The following is a 19059-nucleotide window of genomic DNA, read 5'->3' as shown; positions in this document are numbered from 1 at the left end:
GAGGCCGCCGGTGAGGCGAGTTCGCCCGGGAGCGGTCGGCCAGGAACGGGCGCTCACCAGCGTCCAGGCGGGGGACGATTTCGACGACGAGCAGATGTCCGAAGCGCGGCCGGCGCCCGACGTCCGGGGGGAAGAGCGCCAGATGTCGAAGCTGTGGCACATCACCCTCAGCGTCTCCGGCGGCGAGGCGCCGCTGACCGAGGTCAGGCGCGCGCTCGAACAGCTCGCCCACGACCATCCCTTCCTGCTGACCAGCAGATACGCCAACGACCACGCGGAGATCCGCTACTGGGAAGAGGCCAGGGACCTGCACGACGCCGCCGCTGTCGCGCTGCGGCTGTGGGGCGAGCACCGCTCCACGGCGAAACTGCCGCCCTGGGAGATCGTCGGCCTGGAGGTCATCGACCGTGAGACGTATCACCTCCGGATAGCGGAGGGGTACGGTCCGCCGCCGGCGGCGCCGGTGGGGGTGCACCCCTTCTGAGCCGTCCCGCCGAGCCCGGCCGGCCAGGACCCCGGCCGCCGGTGTCTCGGAGTACGGGATATGTGCGGAACGCCCACAGGAGTCGCACTACCCTGCGGGCATGACCTCGCTCTCGCCGTACGACAACCTCTCACCTGTCGTCAGGGCCGCCTACCGGTCCAGGTCGGCCGCCGCCGACATCGCCCCACTGCCGCGCGCGGCCAAGGACGACGCGCTGCTCGCGATCGCGGACGCGCTGGAGGTGCGTACGCACGAGATCGTCACGGCCAACGCCGAGGACGTGGAGCGTGCCAGGGAAGCCGGCACCAGCGAGGCGATCATCGACCGGCTGACCCTCACCCCCGAGCGGATCCGCGCCATCGCGGGTGACGTACGGGACGTGGCGGCGCTGCCCGACCCGGTCGGCGAGGTCGTCCGGGGCTCGACGCTCCCCAACGGGATCGACCTGCGGCAGGTCAGGGTGCCGCTCGGGGTCGTCGGGATCATCTACGAGGCCCGCCCCAACGTCACCGTGGACGCCGCGGCGCTCTGCCTGAAGTCCGGCAACGCGGTGCTGCTGCGCGGCTCGTCGTCCGCCATTTCGTCCAACACCGCGCTCGTCCGGGTCCTGCGCGACGCCGTCGGCGGCGCCGGGCTGCCCGCCGACGCCGTACAGCTCGTGCCCGGCGAGGGCAGGGACGCCGTACGGGAGCTGATGCGGGCGCGCGGCCTGGTCGACGTCCTGATCCCGCGCGGCGGCGCCTCGCTGATCCGTACCGTCGTCGAGGAGTCCACCGTCCCCGTCATCGAGACCGGGACGGGCAACTGCCATGTGTACGTGGACGCCGAGACCGATCTCGCCATGGCCGTCGACATCCTGATCAACTCCAAGGCGCAGCGGCCCAGCGTCTGCAACGCGGCGGAGACCCTGCTGGTCCACCAGGACATCGCGGCCGACTTCCTGCCGCGCGCCCTCGACGCGCTCGGCGACGCCGGGGTGACCGTGCACGCCGACGAGCGGGTGCTGGCGTACGCCGAAGCGACGAAGGCGAAGGTCGTCCCCGCCACGGCGGACGACTGGGAGACCGAGTACCTGTCGTACGACATCGCGGCGGCGGTGGTCGACTCGCTGGACGCGGCCGTGGGCCACATCCGGCTCTGGTCCTCCGGCCACACCGAGGCGATCGTCACCACGTCGCAGGCGGCGGCCCGCCGGTTCACCCAGCTGGTCGACTCGACGACGGTCGCCGTGAACGCGTCCACCCGGTTCACGGACGGCGGCCAGTTCGGCTTCGGCGCCGAGATCGGCATCTCCACCCAGAAGCTGCACGCCCGTGGGCCCATGGGGCTGCCGGAGCTGACGTCGACCAAGTACATCGTCACGGGCGACGGTCACACCCGGTAGCCGGCCCGCAGGGCGCGTCCTCGTACGGACGTCCGGGCGGGGTGAGACTTCCGACTCTCCCTGCCCAAAGCGACTCCACAGGTTTACTCTGGAACGGTGCCGGACGACGTGGGGGGCAAGCCGTTCCCGGACGGCTGGGAGCCTGACGACGACCGCGGAGGCGCGGACGAGGACTTCGCCTCCGTGGTGTTCGACGAGGACTTCATCCGTTCGGCGACCGTCCATGAACCGAGCGCCGTCGAGCGTCTGCTGGCGGCGGCTCAGGCCCGCGCCGAGGCGGAGGCCGCCAGGGCCCGCTCGGGCGGCGGCCAGCTGGACGACGAGCTCTACGAGGAGCTGTACGGCCCGGGGCGGGAGTACAGCAGGGCGTACGACGACGAGTACGACCCGGACGACCCCGACAGCCCCACAGGCCCTTACGGACGCCACGGCGGCGCGCTGCGCCCCTACCGCGGCCAGGCGCGCTGGCACCGGCCCGTGGCGTGGCTGCTCGCCGTGATCATGGGCATCGGGATGGTCGCGCTCGCCTTCACCGCCGTCTACCGCGGCGCCTCGTCGGGCAGCCGGCAGGACCGGGTGCCGCGCCCCGCGACGACGGGAATAGACGCGCCGCGCTCGGACGGCCCATCGGCCTCCGCCGAATTTCCGACCCCCGCGGTCTCCGCCGTACCCCGCACCCACTGACCGGCCGGACGAGCGGGGAAGCGCGTCCTTGTCGGAACTTGACCGGTAGCAGCGCGTTTACCAAGAGCAACCTTGACCTACCCTGAAAGTATGACAGGGCACGGAGACCCGCCGGATGGAACGCCCGACGGCGCCGCCGACGGGCTCCCCGGCGGCGACGACGAATACCGTTCGATCGTTTTCGACGAATCGTTTGTTCGCGCTGCCCGCCTCCAGGAGTTCTCGGCCCAGGAGCGCATGCGCGAGCGCGGCCACGCCGTACGCAGCCTGCCGTCGCGGGTCGTCAGGAGCGGACCGCGGCAGATCTTCACCCTGCTCGTCCTGATCTCGCTGGCCTTCGGCACCGCGATCTATCTGGGCGTCCGCCACCCCTACCGGGCCACGGGCTCGGGGAACCGCGCCATCAGCCAGCTGCGGATGACGGTCGTTCCGCTCGCACCGCGCAGGACCGTCCCCGGCGGCACCCCGGCGGACCTCCTCGCACACAGCCCCGCCGCCCAGTTCCGTCCCGGGGCTTCCGGCATCACGCTGCCCGACGTACGGCGCACGACGCACTACTCGGCGAGCCAGGTCGTGGCGGCGCTGACGACCGCCAAGGACTATCTCGTGGCGTCCTCGCTCGACCCCGAGGTGCTGACCGGGCAGTCGGTACGGCCGGTACGGGTGCTGCTCGACCCGGACCAGTCGGCGCAGTTCGACCGGAGCGTCGCCTCGCCCGCCAACGACGGTCTGCACGCGGCGCTCGGCTGGCTCGTACGCTTCGACGCCGCCAAGGTCGTGCCGACGGCCGCGGCGATCCGGGTCCAGGGCACGCTCCAGTACGCCGAGACGGCGGACCAGCGGCTCCAGGTGACGTCGAACCACACCTTCGTCTACGCGCTGCGGCCGGTGGCGGCGGCGAGCGCCGCCCTGCCGGACGCCTCGCTGTTCACCGTCCGCCGCGAACTGCACTTCGGCTTCGACTCCGAGGATCTGCAGAAGCACCGTACGGAACTGCAGCTCAGCGAGGTCCAGGCCGGGCCGCAGTCCTGCTCGGCCGCCGTGCCGGGCAGGATGACGCCGCTGCTCGCCGGTGATCCCGCGCCGACCGCGCCCGCCGCCGGCACCGACCCGTACGCGACAGGCGCGATGAACGCGTCGCTGTGCGGCGTACTGGCCCCGGCGGCGGAGCCGAGCCCGGCGGCCTCCTGAGCGCGACCGTGCGCCTGAGAGCCCCGGGCCCGGGGCACCGTCCGTGACCCGTTCTACGCCGTGTCTTCGGTGCCTTCCGTGCCGTCCGCCTTCGGCTCGTCCGTCTTCGCGGTGCCGGGCCGGCTGCCGTTGCCGCCGCCGGTGAACCTGCCGCGCAGCTTGCCGCCCAGATCCCCGGCGCCGCCCGCGATGTCACCGACCAGCTTCATCAGCGGGTCCTTGCTGTCGCGCACCGTGCCCGCGTAATGCGAGGCCGAGTCACGGAACGAGTCGGTGACCGACGCTTCCTTGTCCTCGTCGCGGCGCGGGTAGTGGCCGTCCATGATCCGCTGGTAGTCGCGGCTCTCCGCCCACTTCTTCAGCTCGGCGGCGCGCACCGTGGTGAACGGGTGCGAGCGCGGCAGCACGTTGAGGATCTTCAGCACGGAGTCCCGGAGGTCGCCGCCGCGCTCGTACTCCTCGGCCTGCGCCAGGAACGCGTCCACATTCATCTCGTGCAGGTGGTTGCCGCCCGCGATCTTCATCAGGCCCCGCATCGAGGCCCGCAGGTCCTGGCCGACCAGCAGCCCGGCCCGGTCGGCCGACAGCTCCGACTTACGGAACCACTCGCGCAGCGCCGTCACGATCGCCATGATCGCGACATTGCCGAGCGGGATCCAGGCGACCTTGAGCGCGAGCCCGGTGAGGAAGAGCAGGATCGTGCGGTACACAGAATGGCCGGAAAGCGCATGACCCGTCTCATGGCCGATGACCGCCCGCATCTCCTCCTCGTCCAGCAGCTCGACGAGCCCCGTCGTCAGCACGATGATCGGCTCGTCGAGACCGATGCACATCGCGTTGGGCTTGGGGTCCTGCGCCACGTACATCACCGGGACCTTCTCCAGGTCCAGGATGTAGCTGGCGTCCCGCAGCATCGCGTGCAGATGCGCGAACTGCGCCTCGCTGACCCGGACGGAGTCCGAGAGGAACAGCAGCCGCAGGCTGCGCTCGGGCAGCAGTCCGCTCAGCGCCTTGAACACCGTGTCGAAGCCGGTGAGCTTGCGCAGCGCGACCAGCGCCGAGCGGTCGGCGGGATGTTCGTAGGCCCGGGAGGAAATGCCGGGGAAGCGCTTGCGCTTACGCATCGGCACATTCTCGTGAGCTGCCTCGTGACCGTTTTCCGTCATGGATGCCCCCTGTTTCTTACGCGTCGTTTCTTACGCGTCCAACGCCCGTCCCCCTGCCGGATCCCAGCCTAGGTGCTGGGACTACCGTGTGGCGGGGGGCTGAAAAAGACCGAGGAGCACACCCGACATGCCGGAAACCGCCGTACTGCTGGCCGCCGCCGCATCGGACACCCATGGTCCTGGCGATACGCTGCGGATCGTGCTGCTCGTCTCCATGGTCGGGGCAGTCCTGCTCGCGTGGTTCCTGCTGCGTGGATACCGCGACAAGGACGCCGACAACGACCCCAACGACTGAGTCGGCACGAGCGTGCCCGGGGCGCCCGCATACGATGTGCGCGAAGCCCCCGACCGACCCCTGACGAAAAGGTCCTGTTGAAGATGAGCCTCACCGGCACCGCAGCCAACCTGGTCACTCTCGCCGAGGGAGAGCACGGCGGCAACCACGAAAGCCTCAGCCCGTATCTGACCGGCGGAGGCGCGCTGTTCGTGCTGCTCCTCCTGCTGTGGGTCACCACCCGCTTCAACCGCGACCGCTGAGGCCGGGTCGAACCTCCGTGCCAGTAGGCTCTGCACGCATGGGAGAGCAGCAAACGCCCGCCGACCCGGGTTCCGCTTCTGATTCCGTTTCCGGCTCAGGTGCCGGCCGGGGCAGGCGCCGACTCGGCGTCATGGGCGGCACGTTCGATCCGATCCATCACGGACACCTGGTGGCGGCCAGTGAAGTGGCCGCCCTGTTCCACCTCGACGAGGTGATGTTCGTACCGACAGGTCAGCCGTGGCAGAAGAGCAAGAACGCGGTCTCACCGGCCGAGGACCGTTATCTGATGACGGTGATCGCGACCGCCTCCAACCCGCAGTTCTCCGTCAGCCGTATCGACATCGACCGGGGCGGACCGACGTACACGATCGACACCCTGCGGGATCTGCGGTCCGCCAACGACGAAGCGGACCTGTTCTTCATCACCGGCGCCGACGCGCTGTCGCAGATCCTCACCTGGCGGGACCACGAAGAGCTGTTCTCGCTCTCCCACTTCATCGGGGTCACCCGGCCGGGCCACGACCTGACCGACGACGGGCTGCCCAAGGGCGGTGTCTCCCTGGTGGAGGTCCCGGCGCTGGCGATCTCGTCGACCGACTGCCGGGGGCGGGTCGCGAAGGGCGATCCTGTCTGGTATCTGGTTCCGGACGGTGTGGTGCGCTACATCGACAAGCGCCAGTTGTACCGCGGCGAGTGAGCCACGGAGAGGGGCACCGGTGAACGACCAGCAGCAGCCGTACGACCCGTACGACCCGTATTACGGACAGCCCCGGATCGTCGGATACGACGAGTACGGGCAGGCTGTGTACGAACAGCCCCAGCAGCCCCAGCAGCAGTACGACGCCTACGGGCAGCCGGTGTACCAGCAGCAGCCGCAGCAGACCCAGCAGCCGCAGCAGGCTCCGCAGCAGTACGACCCGTATGCCCAGCAGCCCCAGCAACAGCATCAACAGCAGCCGCAGCAACAGGGTTACGGCGGCTACGGCTACGACACGGGCCAGCAGCCGGCGGCGGTCGACACCACCCACCAGTGGGACATCCCCCAGCAGCAACAGCAGCAGGCGTCGCAGCCTCAGCAGCAACGGCAGGCGCCCGCGCCCGCCGAGGCGCCCGCCCCCGAGCAGCAGCCTCCCGCCGCCGTCCCCGGACAGCGCAGGCCCGACCAGGACCGCGACTACCGGACCGAGCAGTTCTCGTTCATCGAGGAGCCCGACGAGGACTCCGAGGACGTCATCGACTGGCTCAAGTTCAGCGAGAGCCGCTCCGAGCGGCGCGAGGAGGTCAAGCGCCGCGGCCGCAACCGCGTCGTCGCGCTCGTCGTCGCCGTCGTCCTGGTGGTCGCCGGCGGGGTCGGCTACCTCTGGTACGCCGGCAAGCTGCCGGGCGTCGGCGCAGCGGACAAGAAGGCGAACGTCGCGGTGGGGGCGCAGAAACGCGACGTGATCGTCGTCCATCTGCACAACACGAAGGACAAGGCCACGTCCACGGCCCTGCTGGTCAACAACACCACGACCGGCCAGGGCACCACCGTGCTGCTGCCCAACTCCCTCTCGGTCGCCAACGACGACGGTACGAGCACCACGCTCGCCAAGTCCGTGGACGACGACGGCTCGGACGGCACCCGCGAGGCCATCGGCACGCTGCTCGGCACCAAGGTCACCGGCACCTGGCGGCTCGACACCCCTTACCTGGACAACCTCGTCGAACTCGTCGGCAACATCGACATGACGACCGACGTGACCGTGCCGGGAGCCAAGAAGGGCGAATCGCCCGAGGTCACGAAGGGCGAGAACCGCACGCTCAGCGGCAAGATGGCCGTCGCCTACGCCACGTACCGGGCGCCGGGCGAGGCCGAGGACAAGCAGCTGCAGCGGTTCGGGCAGGTGCTCCAGGCCGTGCTGCGCAAGATGTCCGACGATCCGCACGCCGCCACGATCACCGTGCAGACCCTGGCGCAGATCCTCGACCCGTCCATGACGGAGGCGGATCTGGGCGCCTCGCTGGCCAAGCTCGCCAAGCACGCCAAGGAAGGCGACTACAAGACGACGGTGCTGCCGGTCCAGCCGGACGGCGCCCTCAGCGAGCAGGCGTCCAAGGGTGTGGTGAAGGACATCCTCGGCGGCACGGTCAGCGCTCCCGAGCAGGGCTCGGCCCTCCGGATCGGCGTGAAGAACGCCACCGGGAAGCAGGCGGCCGGGGACTCGGCACGGATCGCGCTGATCAACGCGGGCTACGGCTACGTGGACGCGGGCAAGGGCAGCGCGGTGACGTCGTCGCAGGTCACGTACAGCGACGAGAAGAACAAGGCGCAGGCGGTCGAGGCCGCCAAGACGCTCGGACTGCCGACGAGCGCGGTCAAGAAGGGCACGGCGGTGCCCACGGCGGACGTCTCGATCGTCCTCGGCACGGACTACAAGGCGCCACAGGCCGAGTAGCCCCCGTCCCGCTCGACGACAGCCGCGGCGGGGCCTTGACCGGCCCCGCCGTGGTTTTGTTGTGCGGGCCGTCGGCGGTCCGTGAGATCCTGGGGTTTTCCACGACCGTCGACGAAAGCCTGCTTGTGACCGCTACTGATCGCTCCATCGAGCTCGTCAACGCCGCCGCCCAGGCGGCGGCAGACCGGCTCGGCAACGACATCATCGCGTACGACGTCAGCGATGTGCTCTCCATCACCGATGCCTTCCTGCTCGCCTCCGCGCCCAACGACCGCCAGGTCAAGTCGATCGTCGACGAGATCGAGGAGCGGCTCCAGAAGGAGCTGGGCGCCAAGCCGGTACGCCGCGAGGGCGACCGGGACGCGCGCTGGATCCTCCTCGACTACGTCGACATCGTCGTGCACGTCCAGCACAGCGAGGAGCGTGTCTTCTACGCCCTTGAGCGGCTGTGGAAGGACTGCCCCGAGATCGCGCTGCCCGAGGACGCCGTCAAGACCCGCGGCAAGGACCAGCAGCAGGCAGGTCAGGAGCCCGCGGGGGTCGCGGGTGACGCGGACGGAGACCTGAGCTGAACGGCAGCAGGAGCGGCAAGGGCCGCAAGATCGTCCTGTGGCGCCACGGCCAGACCGCCTGGAACGTCGAGGGCCGGTTCCAGGGCTCCACGGACATCGAGCTGACCGTCACCGGCGTCTCCCAGGCGCGCAGGGCCGCCCGGCTGCTGGCCTCGCTGAAGCCGGACGCGATCGTCGCGTCCGACCTTCGGCGGGCCTCGGCCACCGCGGCCGAGCTGGCGGCGGTCACCGGACTCGGTGTCTCGTACGACGCCGGGCTCCGTGAGACGTACGCGGGAGCCTGGCAGGGGCTGACCCACCAGGAGATCCTGGCCGGCTACGGCGAGCAGTACACCGCCTGGAAGCGCGGCGAGTCCGTGCGGCGCGGCGGCGGTGAGCTGGAGACCGAGGTGGCCGACCGGGCGGCGCCCGTCGTGCTCCGGCACGCCGAGAAGCTGCCCGAGGGCGGCACGCTCGTCGTGGTCAGCCACGGCGGCGCGATCCGCACCACGATCGGCCGGCTGCTCGGTCTTGAATCGCACCACTGGGAAGGGCTCGGCGGGCTGTCCAACTGCTGCTGGTCCGTCCTCGGCGAGGGTGCGCGCGGCTGGCGGCTGATGGAGCACAACGCCGGCACCCTGCCCGAACCGGTCCTCGGCGACGACGACTGAGGGGGCGGCCGGGACTTCGGCCGAACGGTCGTCCGCACCGCCCTGGGCTGCGAAGGGACCGGATTTCACTTTCCGGCTGGTCCCACGCTAAAGTTCTTCTTGTTCGCAGCGCGGAGCGCGAAGAACACGCGGGGCTATAGCTCAGTTGGTAGAGCGCCTGCATGGCATGCAGGAGGTCAGGAGTTCAATTCTCCTTAGCTCCACAACCCCGGTCCCGTCCTCTGTCTCAGAGGGCGGGACCGTGCGTTTACCGCAAGGACCGCAGCACCGCTGCCCGCTCCTTGCTCTCCTCGTCGCTCGGTGTGTAGACCACGATCCGGCATTCCGGCATTCCGTTGACCGACAGCGAGACCGAGGTCATCCGTATCTGCCCCACCACGTCGTGCCGGAACGTCTTCACCCTGGGGCCCGGCTGTGTCACGTTCCCGCCGTGCCACAGCTCGGCGAAGTACGGGCTGGCGGCCGCGAGATCGGCGATGAAGGTCTCCCAGACCGGCTCGCCGACATGACGGCCGTACGCGCTGCGCAGGGTCGCCACCATCACCGGCAGCTCCGCCTCCGGATAGACCAGCGGGCAGGCGTCCCGCGACACGGTGAACAGGATCCACAGCACGTTGAACCGGCGGTACCGGCTCATCGTCCCGACGTCGAAGAGATCGCCGTACGCCGCGTTCGCCCCGATGAGGTCGTAGCGCGAGTTGTACACCACGGCGGGCAGCGGATCGAGGGCGTCCAGGATGCCCTGGATCTCCGCGCTGATGCCGTCCGCTTCGGCCTGCGGATCGGGCGTACGCGGCACCTCGGCCAGCTGGTACAGATGCTCCCGCTCGGCGCCGTCCAGCCGCAGGGTGCGGGCGATGGCGTCCAGGACCTGCGCCGACGCGTTGATCGGGCGCCCCTGTTCCAGCCAGGTGTACCAGGTCACGCCGACCCCGGAGAGCTGCGCGACCTCCTCGCGCCGCAGCCCCGGCGTACGGCGGCGCAGCCCCGGCGGCATCCCCACGTCGGCGGGAGTCACCCGCGCCCGTCTGCTGCGCAGGAAGGCCGCGAGCTCGGTCCTGCGCCGTCGGCCCGTCGACTGCTGCTGGTGCACTGCCACTGCCGTCACACCCCCCATGCTGCGCCGTCCGGCAGGTCCTTGCCAGGTGCTGTCACTACCAGCATCAGCGGGCTCTCGTTACCCGTATCGGATCAGCCGCAGGCTCGGACCCATGACGACCGCCTCATCACGGACCCCACAACTTTCCGACCCCTCAAGTAAAACTCCCACCACTGACAGCGGCCCCGGCAGAGGCCCGCTGCTCGCCGTGGTGCTCGCCGCCCAGTTCATGGCGCTGCTCGACGTCTTCATCGTCAATGTGGCCGCCCCGACGATCCGCGTCGAACTCCACGCGTCCGGCGCCTCGTTGCAGCTGATCATCGCGGGCTACACCATCGCGTACGCGGTCATGCTGATCACCGGCGCCCGACTCGGCGACCTGCTGGGCCACCGCCGGCTGTACCTCGGCGGCCTGCTCGTCTTCACCGCCTCCTCACTCGCCTGCGGACTCGCCGCGAACACCGGCCAGTTGATCGGCTTCCGGCTGGTCCAGGGCGCGGGTGCGGCGCTGATGATCCCCCAGGTGCTCAGCCTGATCCAGCGCAACTTCACCGGCGAGGCGCGCGGCAAGGCGCTCGGCGCCTACGCCGCCGTGCTCTCCACCGGGGCGGCCGCCGGGCAGGTGCTCGGCGGGGTGCTCGTCACCGCCGACCTCTTCGGGACCGGCTGGCGGCCGATCTTCCTGGTGAACGTGCCCGTCGGGATCGTCCTGCTGGTGACGGGCGTGCGGGTGCTGCCCAAGGACCGGGCGGCCGAGCCCGAGCGGCGGCGCGGCCTCGACCTGCCAGGTCTCGTCCTGCTCGGCGCCGCCGTCTCGCTGCTCACCGTGCCGCTGGTGCTCGGCCAGGAGGAGGACTGGCCGCTCTGGTCCTGGGTCTCCCTCGCAGCGTCCCTGGTCCTCTTCGGCTGCTTCCTCGGCTACGAGGCCCGGCTCGCCGCGCGCGGCGGCGCCCCGCTCGTCGCGCCGCGGGTGCTCCGTATCCCCGGCATGGGCGTGGCCGCCGCACGGATCGGTCTGGTGATGGCGGTCAACTCGGGCTTCCTCTTCGCCCTCACCCTCTACATCCAGGGCGCCCTCGGCTACAGCGCGCTGCGCGCGGGGCTGACCTTCGCGCCGACCGCGCTGGTCTTCGGCGCGATCGGACTGACCTGGCGCAACTGGCCCCGGCGGATACAAAAGGCCCTGATACCCGGCGGGTTCGCGCTGGCCGCCGTCTCCGCCGTGGCCGTCGGCTGGGTACTGCGGGACATCGGCGACGGCGGATTCCCGATGTACGCCGCCTTCGTCGGCATGGGCGCGGGTCTCGCACTCGGCTTCAGCCCGGCGCTGACGGGCGCGCTGGCGACCGTACGCCAGGAGGACGCGGCGGACGCCAGCGGACTGCTGGCGACCGTCACCCAACTCGGCCAGCTCCTGGGCGTCGCGGCCTTCGGCACGCTCTTCCTGAACCGCCTCGACGTACCCGGTCCGGACGCCGCAGCGGACGCCTTGTGGGCGACGACTCTCGCCCTCGCGGCGGCCGCGATCATCGGCGCGCTGGCCGGTCTCGGACGGCAGCGACGCGCGTAGCTGCGATTTCCGGCTGACCCCCTTGCCAGGCCGTGGCAGAATCGGACGGCCGGAGGGGGACGCCGGCGCGGTCCGGGAGGGAGAGCACGATGTCCGCGAGCAGCATCGAGGAGGCCGATGCCCCGCTCACCACGGCGGACGACCACTCCCGCCTCAGCTGTCCTACGTGCGGTTCGTCCCATGTGGCCCAAGTGCTCGGCGACAACGGTGGAGTTTCTTACGTGTGCACGGCCTGCGGCCACAGCTGGAGCTGATTGATGGGTGCCCACAGGCGTAAATGCGACTGGTGCGGCAGTGGTACGCCCATCGTCAGGGACATGGATCCCCTCAATCACGACTTTCAGTACTGGTGCGAGGAGTGCGCGCGGGCGCTGATCATAAAAGGTGACCCCATCGAGACCTACCGCGAATTGGAGGGCGAACCGATCTACGGCCGCCTCCTCGACGAGCACTGCACGCTCAAGCGGTTCTACTCGTTCGCCACGGCCTGACGCCACCGTGTAATGTTCTCGATGTCGCAAGGGGCTATAGCTCAGTTGGTAGAGCGCCTGCATGGCATGCAGGAGGTCAGGAGTTCAATTCTCCTTAGCTCCACAACCCACAGCGTCACAGTGAAGCGGGCCACCCGGATCGGGTGGCCCGCTTCTCGCTGTGCTGCCGGGGCCGGTTAACCGCGGCCGGGGCCAAGGGCCTTGCGGCCGCCGCTCGCCGGGGGGAGGGCGGCGCGGGCCGGGCGGCGCTGGGGGGCCGGCTGCTCGATGCGCAGGGCCAGGGCGGGGCAGCGGCGTACGGCGCGCTGCGCGCGGCCCCGCAGATGCATGGGTATGTCGGCGTCGGCGAGGGCGGGGAAGCCGTCGGGGCCGAGCCGGATCAGCTCGGGGATGATGTCGGCGCACAGGCCGTGGCCCTGGCACAGCGTCCAGTCGACGGCGATCTTCTCGCCGCTCGGGATGGACTCCACCGCGTCCTGGTAGCCGGGGCCCGGCAGCGGGAGCACGCCGGTCGTCTCGCGTCCGCAGCCGCCGTCCAGGACGTGCGCCGCCAGGTCGTCGGTGAACGCCGAGAGGGTGGAGGCGAAGAACCGCGCCGAGCCGTCGGGGTGCTTGCACGCGCCGCGGCCCTTGACGGCCTGGGTGACCGCGCGCAGCGCCTCAAGGGCCGCGGGGCCGCCGCCGTTGATCACGTCGGACAGGCCGCCCGCCGCCGCGGGCAGACCGAGACGGCAGGGGCCGCACTGGCCGGCGGTCTCGGCGGCCAGCCAGTTGGCCACGCGCAGCGCCTCGCCGAGCGGGCAGGTCTCGGGGCCGATCGGCAGGATCGCGCCCGCGCCCAGTGAACCGCCCACGGCGGCCAGGGAGTCGCGCGAGACGGCGGCGTCGTGCGCGGAGACCGCGTCGATCCAGTTGCCGTGGTAGCCGCCGGTCAGCACGCCCTGGGGGAGCGGCGGTGCGCCCGCCATCTGGAGGACGTACCGCAGCGGCACGCCCGTCGGCACCTCGATGACCAGCGGCCGCGCCACGGCGCCGGAGACCGTGAGCATGACCGTGCCGGGCTCGGACTCCAGGCCGGTGTGGGCGTAGCGCCGGGCCCCGATCCTGGCGGCCACGGCGAGCTGGGCGAACGTCTCGGCGTTGGACAGCAGCGTCGGGGCGCCGTTGACGCCCGACTCGGCGGCCCGCTCGCGGCGGCCCGCGGGCAGCGCGGGACCGCCGCCGATGGCGCGGATCACGGAGGACGCCTCGCCCGAGACCATGCGCTCGGGGGTACGGACGATCCGGGCCCGCAGCTGACGCCCGCGCCGGTCGGTGAGCCCGCGCTCGGCGAGCGCGTCGCGCATCGACATCTCGGTCGAGTTGCGGGTGACGGCGATGATCAGGGTCCTGGCGCCCAGCGCCTCGGCCGCCAGCAGCGCCCCGTCGAGGATGAGGTGCGGGGCGCGGTTGAGCAGCACGGTGTCCTTGCGGCAGGCGGGTTCGCCCTCACTGCCGTTGATGACGACGACGGGGCGTACCCCGCGGCGTATCGAGGCCTGGGCGACGGCCCGCAGCTTGGTGCCGAAGGGGAAGCCCGCGCCACCTCTGCCGCGCAGGGATATGTGCTCGGCGAGCTGGGCGAGGCGCTCTCCCGTCACCGGCTGGAGGGGTCCGTGCACCTTCAGGTGCATGGAGAGATCGAGCCGTTCTACCAGGTCGAAGCCCTGGGTCAGCTGGGGAAGGCCGACAACCCGGACTTCGGGGACATCGGGGAGCGGGACGTTCACGGTCGGTCTCCTGCGGGTGCGTTCCAGGGTTCCCCGGCCGGGGGCGGATACAACGGTCCCGGTGACGGCTCGGGCGCCTCGGGCATCGGCCCGACGGGCGACGCCGGTGCCTGGCCGTTGTACGGGGGCAGCGAGCCCGTGTCGTACCCGGCGCTGATGCCCGGGTCGTACGGCGGGATCGAGCCCGTGTCGTACGGGGACGGCGCGCCGGGGCCGTACGGGGAAGAGCCCGAAGGATCGGAAGGGCCGGGGTACGGGGAGTACGGGGACGGAGGGGATGGTGCGAAGGACTGCCCCGGCGGCGCCGGGTGCGGTGCGGGCCAGGGGCCCTGCCTGCCGGAGTGGCCGTCCGAGAGGCTGGTGATGTCGGAGACCCCGGAGATGACGGGCAACTCCTCGGTCATGGGGATGCGTTCGGCGAGCGGTATCTCTCCGGCCGACGGTGATCCGCCGCCACGGGAGGCCGCGTATCCCGCCGCCAGGCCTGTGCCGGTACCGGCGCCGCTGCCCGCCAGGGGGGCGGGGAAGGGGTCGGTCAGCGGGTCGGGCAGGGGCGGCAGCGGCGGCAGCGGCTCGGACCGTACCGACTCGTACCCGTACTCGTACACCGGCTGAGTCGGTGCGGCGAGCTGCGGCGGGGTGAATCCCCTGCCGAGCGGGGTGCCCAGCGGCTGCGCCGACGACGCCCCCAGCGACTGCGCTGAGGACGCGCCCATGGACTGGGGGGTGGAGGCGCCCATGGACTGCGCCGACGGTGCGGACGGCCGCTGGAACTGCCGCTCGTACTCGGGCGATCCGGTGATGGTGGCACCGGGCAGCGGCATCTCGGCCGGGTCGCGCCTGGCGGGCTCGGGCTCGGCGGGACCGCGAGTGCCGGCGAGCGCAAGGAGCCGCTGGGCGATGCGCCGCTGGACCGGCTTCGGCAGCAGCCGCAGGGAGACGGCGGCGCCCACCCCGAGGAGGGACAGGCAGTACAGGACGACGACGTAGGTCGCCGGGGCGCGGCCGGTGTAGAGGCCGTGCATCAGGGCGAAGCACCAGGCCGGGTAGGCCAGCATGTGCATCGTGCGCCAGCGCCCGGCGAACCGCCCGGGGAGGGCGAACGCGCTGCGCATGGCGCCGGTCATGGCCGTGACAACCATCAGGATGGCGGCGAGCGAACCGAGGCCGATGAGGCCGCCGGTGCCGGTCACGCCGAGGCCGAACGGCACCACGGCGCCGATCAGCGCCACGTGCCCGAGGTAGACCTTGACGGTGATGTGGAGCAGGAGGAACCCGAGCGAGGCCACTGCCGTCGCCCGGTGGACGCCCTGGGCGAGCAGCCGGTGGCGCGAGGACAGCAGAAAACGGTCGGTGGCTATCAGGCCCCAGGCGACCGCTGAGGTCAGCGAGAGCAGGGAAAGCACACCGCTGGTGAAGTCGAGCGCGGCGCGGAAGGCGTCGCCCGACGCGATGGCCAGCAGCGGTACCAGTACCAGTGTGGCAACGGTCAGCCCGCCCCGGACCTGACGGCTCATGCCGCGCTCCGTGGGGAGTGACGAACTGTTCTTGCGATGAGGTTTCATGGGGGTCGACTCCGAATGGCTCGGGAAAGCGGTCCCGTTGCGGCATGCTAGGTCGCGCCTTTCCGGCCAGTACGCCATTTGCGGGTTTAACCCGGGGAACGTGAGCCAACCAACGTTGCGGTTGCCCCGTATCGCGCCGATACGCGGGGTAAGCGCGCGCCGTAAGGGAGTTGGGTGGCGGCCCGTGCGCGGATGATCCGTACCGGCGGACGGTGCCGATATGCCCGCCGATGTGCCCTGTGCGGACGGTCCGCGCCCTGCGGTAACCTGAAGCCATGTGTGCCGTACGCCTTCTGCTTAGCGAGCCGCGCTGACCAGTCCCACCGGATCTCGTACCGGGTGGAACCAGCGCGGCGCCCCTCCTGTGCGAGGGGCTTTTTCATTTGCTGAACGGCATCGCGGAAACCGCTGGCAGAGACGATCGATGGAGTTCGGACGATCATGAGTGAGACCACTTCGGCCGCCGCAGAAGCGGCGGCGCCCCACCGCTACACGGCCGCCATGGCCGCCGACATCGAGGCGCGCTGGCAGGACGTCTGGGAGGCGGACGGCACGTACGAGGCGCCGAACCCGACCGGGGAGCTGGCGGGCGACCCCGCCCTGGTGGCCAGGCCCAAGAAGTTCATCATGGACATGTTCCCGTACCCGTCCGGTGTCGGCCTGCACGTCGGGCACCCGCTGGGGTACATCGCCACCGACGTCTTCGCCAGGCACCAGCGCATGACCGGCTACAACGTCCTGCACACGCTGGGCTTCGACGCCTTCGGCCTGCCCGCAGAGCAGCACGCCGTCGCCACCGGTACGCACCCCCGGGTGTCGACCGAGGCCGCCATGGAGAACATGAAGCGCCAGCTGCGCCGGCTGGGCCTGGGCCACGACAAGCGGAGGTCGGTCGCCACGATCGACCCCGACTTCTACCGCTGGACCCAGTGGATCTTCGTCCAGATCTTCAACTCCTGGTACGACAAGGACGCCGACAAGGCGCGCCCCATCGAGGAGCTGGTCGCGCAGTTCGAGACCGGACAGCGGGAGACCCCCGACGGGCGCCCCTGGAACGGACTGACGGAGCGGGAGCGCGCCGACGTCCTGGGCGAGTACCGGCTGGCGTACGCCTCGGACGCGCCCGTCAACTGGGCGCCGGGGCTGGGCACCGTCCTGGCCAACGAGGAAGTGACCGCCGACGGCCGCTCCGAGCGCGGCAACTTCCCCGTGTTCAAGGCCAAGCTGCGCCAGTGGAACATGCGCATCACCGCCTACGCCGACCGGCTGCTGGACGACCTGGACGAGCTGGACTGGCCCGAGGCGATCAAGCTGCAGCAGCGCAACTGGATCGGGCGCAGTGAGGGCGCGCGCGTCAACTTCCCCGTCGTGGACGCCGCGGGCGGCACGGACGCGATCACGGTCTTCACGACCCGTCAGGACACCCTGTTCGGGGCCACGTACATGGTGCTGGCGCCGGAGCACGAGCTGGTCGAGAAGATCGTCCCCGCCGCCTGGCCCGCCGACACGCACCAGGTGTGGACCGGCGGTCACGCGACGCCCGTCGACGCCGTCGACGCGTACCGTAAGCAGGCCGCGGCCAAGTCCGACGTCGAGCGGCAGGCCGAGGCCAAGGACAAGACCGGTGTCTTCACCGGCGCTTACGCGACCAACCCGGTCAGCGGCGAGCAAGTCCCGGTCTTCATCGCCGACTACGTCCTGATGGGGTACGGCACGGGCGCGATCATGGCCGTCCCCGCGCACGACAGCCGGGACTTCGCCTTCGCGCGCGCCTTCGAACTGCCGGTGCGCTGTGTGGTCGAGCCGACCGACGGCCGGTCGACCGACGCGGCGGAGTGGGACGACGCGTTCGTCTCGTACGACGCCCGCCTCGTCAACTCGACGGGCACCGACATCACCCTGGACGGTCTGGGCGTGGTCGAGGCCAAGGCGCGGATCACGGAATGGCTGGCCGAGCGCGGCATCGGCGAGGGCACCGTCAACTTCCGGCTGCGCGACTGGCTGTTCAGCCGGCAGCGCTACTGGGGCGAGCCGTTCCCGATCGTCTACGACGAGGACGGCATCGCGCACTCGCTGCCCGAGTCGATGCTGCCGCTGGAACTGCCGGAAGTTGACGACTACTCGCCACGCACCTTCGACCCCGACGACGCGGACACCAAGCCCGAGACCCCGCTGTCGCGCAACGAGGACTGGGTCGACGTCGAGCTGGACCTGGGCCGCGGCGAAGGCGTCAAGCGCTACCGCCGCGAGACCAACACCATGCCGAACTGGGCCGGTTCGTGCTGGTACGAGCTGCGCTACCTGGACCCGCACAACGACGAGAAGCTGGTCGACCCGGCCATCGAGCAGTACTGGATGGGCCCGCGCGAGGGCATGCCGCACGGCGGCGTCGACCTGTACGTGGGCGGCCAGGAGCACGCCGTTCTGCACCTGCTGTACGCGCGGTTCTGGTCCAAGGTGCTGTTCGACCTGGGCCATGTCTCGTCGGTCGAGCCGTTCCACAAGCTGTACAACCAGGGCATGATCCAGGCGTTCGTCTACCGGGACGCCCGCGGTATCGCGGTGCCGGCCGCCGAGGTCGAGGAGCGCGACGGCACCTACTGGTACGAGGGCCAGCAGGTCAGCCGGGTGCTGGGCAAGATGGGCAAGTCCCTGAAGAACGCGGTCACGCCCGACGAGATCTTCGCCGACTACGGCGCGGACACGCTGCGGCTGTACGAGATGGCGATGGGCCCGCTGGACGTGGCGCGGCCGTGGGACACCCGGGCCGTCGTCGGCCAGTACCGGCTGCTGCAGCGGCTGTGGCGCAATGTCGTGGACGAGACGACGGGCGAGGTCAACGTCGCCGACACGGAGCCCGACGTGCCGACGCTGCGCGCGCTGCACAAGGCGATCGACGGGGTCTCGCACGACATGGCGGGACTGCGGTTCAACACCGCCATCGCCAAGGTCACCGAGCTGAACAACCACCTGACGAAGACGCGGGGGCCGGTGCCGAGGTCCGTGGCCGAGCGGCTGGTGCTGCTGGTCGCGCCGCTGGCGCCGCACATCTCCGAGGAGCTGTGGCGCAAGCTGGGGCACACCGACTCGGTGGTCCACCACGACTACCCCGTGGCCGACCCGGCGTACGTCGTGGACGAGTCGGTCATCTGCGTGGTGCAGATCAAGGGCAAGGTGAAGGCGCGGCTGGAGGTCTCCCCCTCGATCTCGGACGCCGAGCTGGAGACGCTGGCGCTGGGTGACGCGGACGTGGTGGCGGCGCTGGGCGGTGCGGATATCCGCAAGGTGGTCGTGCGGGCGCCGAAGCTGGTCAACATCGTTACCGCGTAGGAGCTGTCCCGCGCGTACGGAGAGCCGTCCTGCGCATAGGGGCGTCCCTTAGGGGCAGGTTGGGGGTTCGGATGGAACCCCCGGCCTGCCCCGTCCGTTTACGGTGGTAGGACGACACCGACTGCGGAGGG

General features: G+C 70.8%; 18 protein-coding genes and 2 tRNA genes. 16 read left to right on the top strand and 4 right to left on the bottom strand.

Features of this window, described 5'->3' with window-relative positions; genetic code table 11:
- The first annotated feature begins 10 nt into the window (after window positions 1-10).
- The 4 genes from OHS57_RS12475 (at window position 11) to OHS57_RS12460 (ending at window position 3743) form a co-directional block, all read left to right on the top strand.
- Window positions 11-484, top strand: a complete 474-nt coding sequence (locus tag OHS57_RS12475) for a hypothetical protein (RefSeq protein WP_328581953.1) — start codon at window positions 11-13, stop codon at window positions 482-484.
- Window positions 485-584: 100 nt separating this feature from the next.
- Complete coding sequence (locus tag OHS57_RS12470) at window positions 585-1868, top strand: glutamate-5-semialdehyde dehydrogenase (RefSeq protein ID WP_041989856.1); 1284 nt, start codon at window positions 585-587, stop codon at window positions 1866-1868.
- 96 nt (window positions 1869-1964) lie between these two features.
- Window positions 1965-2552, top strand: coding sequence for an SCO2584 family spore wall biosynthesis protein (locus tag OHS57_RS12465; protein WP_041989858.1), 588 nt, complete (start codon window positions 1965-1967; stop codon window positions 2550-2552).
- Between the two features lie 90 nt (window positions 2553-2642).
- Complete coding sequence (locus tag OHS57_RS12460) at window positions 2643-3743, top strand: SCO2583 family membrane protein (RefSeq protein WP_041989862.1); 1101 nt, start codon at window positions 2643-2645, stop codon at window positions 3741-3743.
- Window positions 3744-3796: 53 nt separating this feature from the next.
- Here the strand turns inward: OHS57_RS12460 and OHS57_RS12455 are convergent, their stop codons facing one another.
- Window positions 3797-4909 carry a M48 family metallopeptidase gene (locus tag OHS57_RS12455; RefSeq protein WP_041989864.1) on the bottom strand — a complete coding sequence of 371 codons (1113 nt, stop codon included), beginning with the start codon at window positions 4907-4909 and terminating at the stop codon, window positions 3797-3799.
- A gap of 127 nt (window positions 4910-5036) precedes the next feature.
- On the opposite strand from OHS57_RS12455, the gene OHS57_RS12450 reads away from it, so the two are divergent.
- The 7 genes from OHS57_RS12450 (at window position 5037) to OHS57_RS12420 (ending at window position 9307) form a co-directional block, all read left to right on the top strand.
- A complete protein-coding gene (locus tag OHS57_RS12450; protein WP_328581952.1) occupies window positions 5037-5204 on the top strand; it encodes a hypothetical protein in 168 nt (55 codons plus the stop codon).
- 83 nt (window positions 5205-5287) lie between these two features.
- The gene (locus OHS57_RS12445) at window positions 5288-5446 is read left to right on the top strand and encodes a hypothetical protein (protein WP_041996392.1); all 159 of its coding nucleotides are present in this window, start codon (window positions 5288-5290) and stop codon (window positions 5444-5446) included.
- Between the two features lie 38 nt (window positions 5447-5484).
- A complete protein-coding gene (nadD, locus tag OHS57_RS12440; protein ID WP_078863655.1) occupies window positions 5485-6144 on the top strand; it encodes a nicotinate-nucleotide adenylyltransferase in 660 nt (219 codons plus the stop codon).
- Between the two features lie 19 nt (window positions 6145-6163).
- Window positions 6164-7882 carry an LCP family protein gene (locus tag OHS57_RS12435; RefSeq protein ID WP_328581951.1) on the top strand — a complete coding sequence of 573 codons (1719 nt, stop codon included), beginning with the start codon at window positions 6164-6166 and terminating at the stop codon, window positions 7880-7882.
- Between the two features lie 125 nt (window positions 7883-8007).
- Entirely contained in the window at window positions 8008-8454 is a 447-nt protein-coding gene (rsfS, locus tag OHS57_RS12430) for a ribosome silencing factor (RefSeq protein ID WP_328581950.1), read from the top strand.
- Window positions 8451-9104, top strand: coding sequence for a histidine phosphatase family protein (locus tag OHS57_RS12425; RefSeq protein WP_041989879.1), 654 nt, complete (start codon window positions 8451-8453; stop codon window positions 9102-9104). Before rsfS ends, OHS57_RS12425 begins: the two co-directional genes overlap by 4 nt.
- 130 nt (window positions 9105-9234) lie before the next feature.
- A tRNA-Ala gene (locus tag OHS57_RS12420) sits at window positions 9235-9307 on the top strand.
- A gap of 44 nt (window positions 9308-9351) precedes the next feature.
- Here the strand turns inward: OHS57_RS12420 and OHS57_RS12415 are convergent.
- Complete coding sequence (locus OHS57_RS12415; protein ID WP_328581949.1) at window positions 9352-10221, bottom strand: helix-turn-helix transcriptional regulator; 870 nt, start codon at window positions 10219-10221, stop codon at window positions 9352-9354.
- A gap of 193 nt (window positions 10222-10414) precedes the next feature.
- On the opposite strand from OHS57_RS12415, the gene OHS57_RS12410 reads away from it, so the two are divergent.
- From OHS57_RS12410 to OHS57_RS12395, 4 genes are all read left to right on the top strand, one after another.
- Window positions 10415-11773: an MFS transporter gene (locus OHS57_RS12410; protein ID WP_328585051.1), complete on the top strand. Its 1359-nt coding sequence runs from the start codon at window positions 10415-10417 to the stop codon at window positions 11771-11773.
- Window positions 11774-11862: 89 nt separating this feature from the next.
- Entirely contained in the window at window positions 11863-12027 is a 165-nt protein-coding gene (locus tag OHS57_RS12405) for a hypothetical protein (protein ID WP_198533292.1), read from the top strand.
- A 3-nt stretch (window positions 12028-12030) separates the two neighbouring features.
- Window positions 12031-12264: a hypothetical protein gene (locus OHS57_RS12400; protein ID WP_041989882.1), complete on the top strand. Its 234-nt coding sequence runs from the start codon at window positions 12031-12033 to the stop codon at window positions 12262-12264.
- 30 nt (window positions 12265-12294) lie between these two features.
- Window positions 12295-12367: transfer RNA gene (locus OHS57_RS12395), tRNA-Ala, on the top strand.
- Window positions 12368-12440: 73 nt separating this feature from the next.
- Here the strand turns inward: OHS57_RS12395 and OHS57_RS12390 are convergent.
- Window positions 12441-14033 carry an NADH-ubiquinone oxidoreductase-F iron-sulfur binding region domain-containing protein gene (locus tag OHS57_RS12390; RefSeq protein WP_328581948.1) on the bottom strand — a complete coding sequence of 531 codons (1593 nt, stop codon included), beginning with the start codon at window positions 14031-14033 and terminating at the stop codon, window positions 12441-12443.
- A complete protein-coding gene (locus OHS57_RS12385) occupies window positions 14030-15550 on the bottom strand; it encodes a hypothetical protein (RefSeq protein ID WP_328581947.1) in 1521 nt (506 codons plus the stop codon). The genes OHS57_RS12390 and OHS57_RS12385 overlap by 4 nt, the downstream gene beginning before the upstream one ends.
- A gap of 489 nt (window positions 15551-16039) precedes the next feature.
- On the opposite strand from OHS57_RS12385, the gene leuS reads away from it, so the two are divergent.
- A complete protein-coding gene (leuS, locus tag OHS57_RS12380) occupies window positions 16040-18928 on the top strand; it encodes a leucine--tRNA ligase (RefSeq protein ID WP_328581946.1) in 2889 nt (962 codons plus the stop codon).
- The last annotated feature ends 131 nt before the right edge of the window (window positions 18929-19059 follow it).

Origin of the sequence: Streptomyces sp. NBC_00370, assembly GCF_036084755.1 — a bacterium.
Classification (GTDB): Bacteria; Actinomycetota; Actinomycetes; order Streptomycetales; family Streptomycetaceae; genus Streptomyces.
The sequence above is the reverse complement of the archived record's forward strand: the minus strand, read 5'-3'. Positions and strand labels throughout refer to the sequence as shown.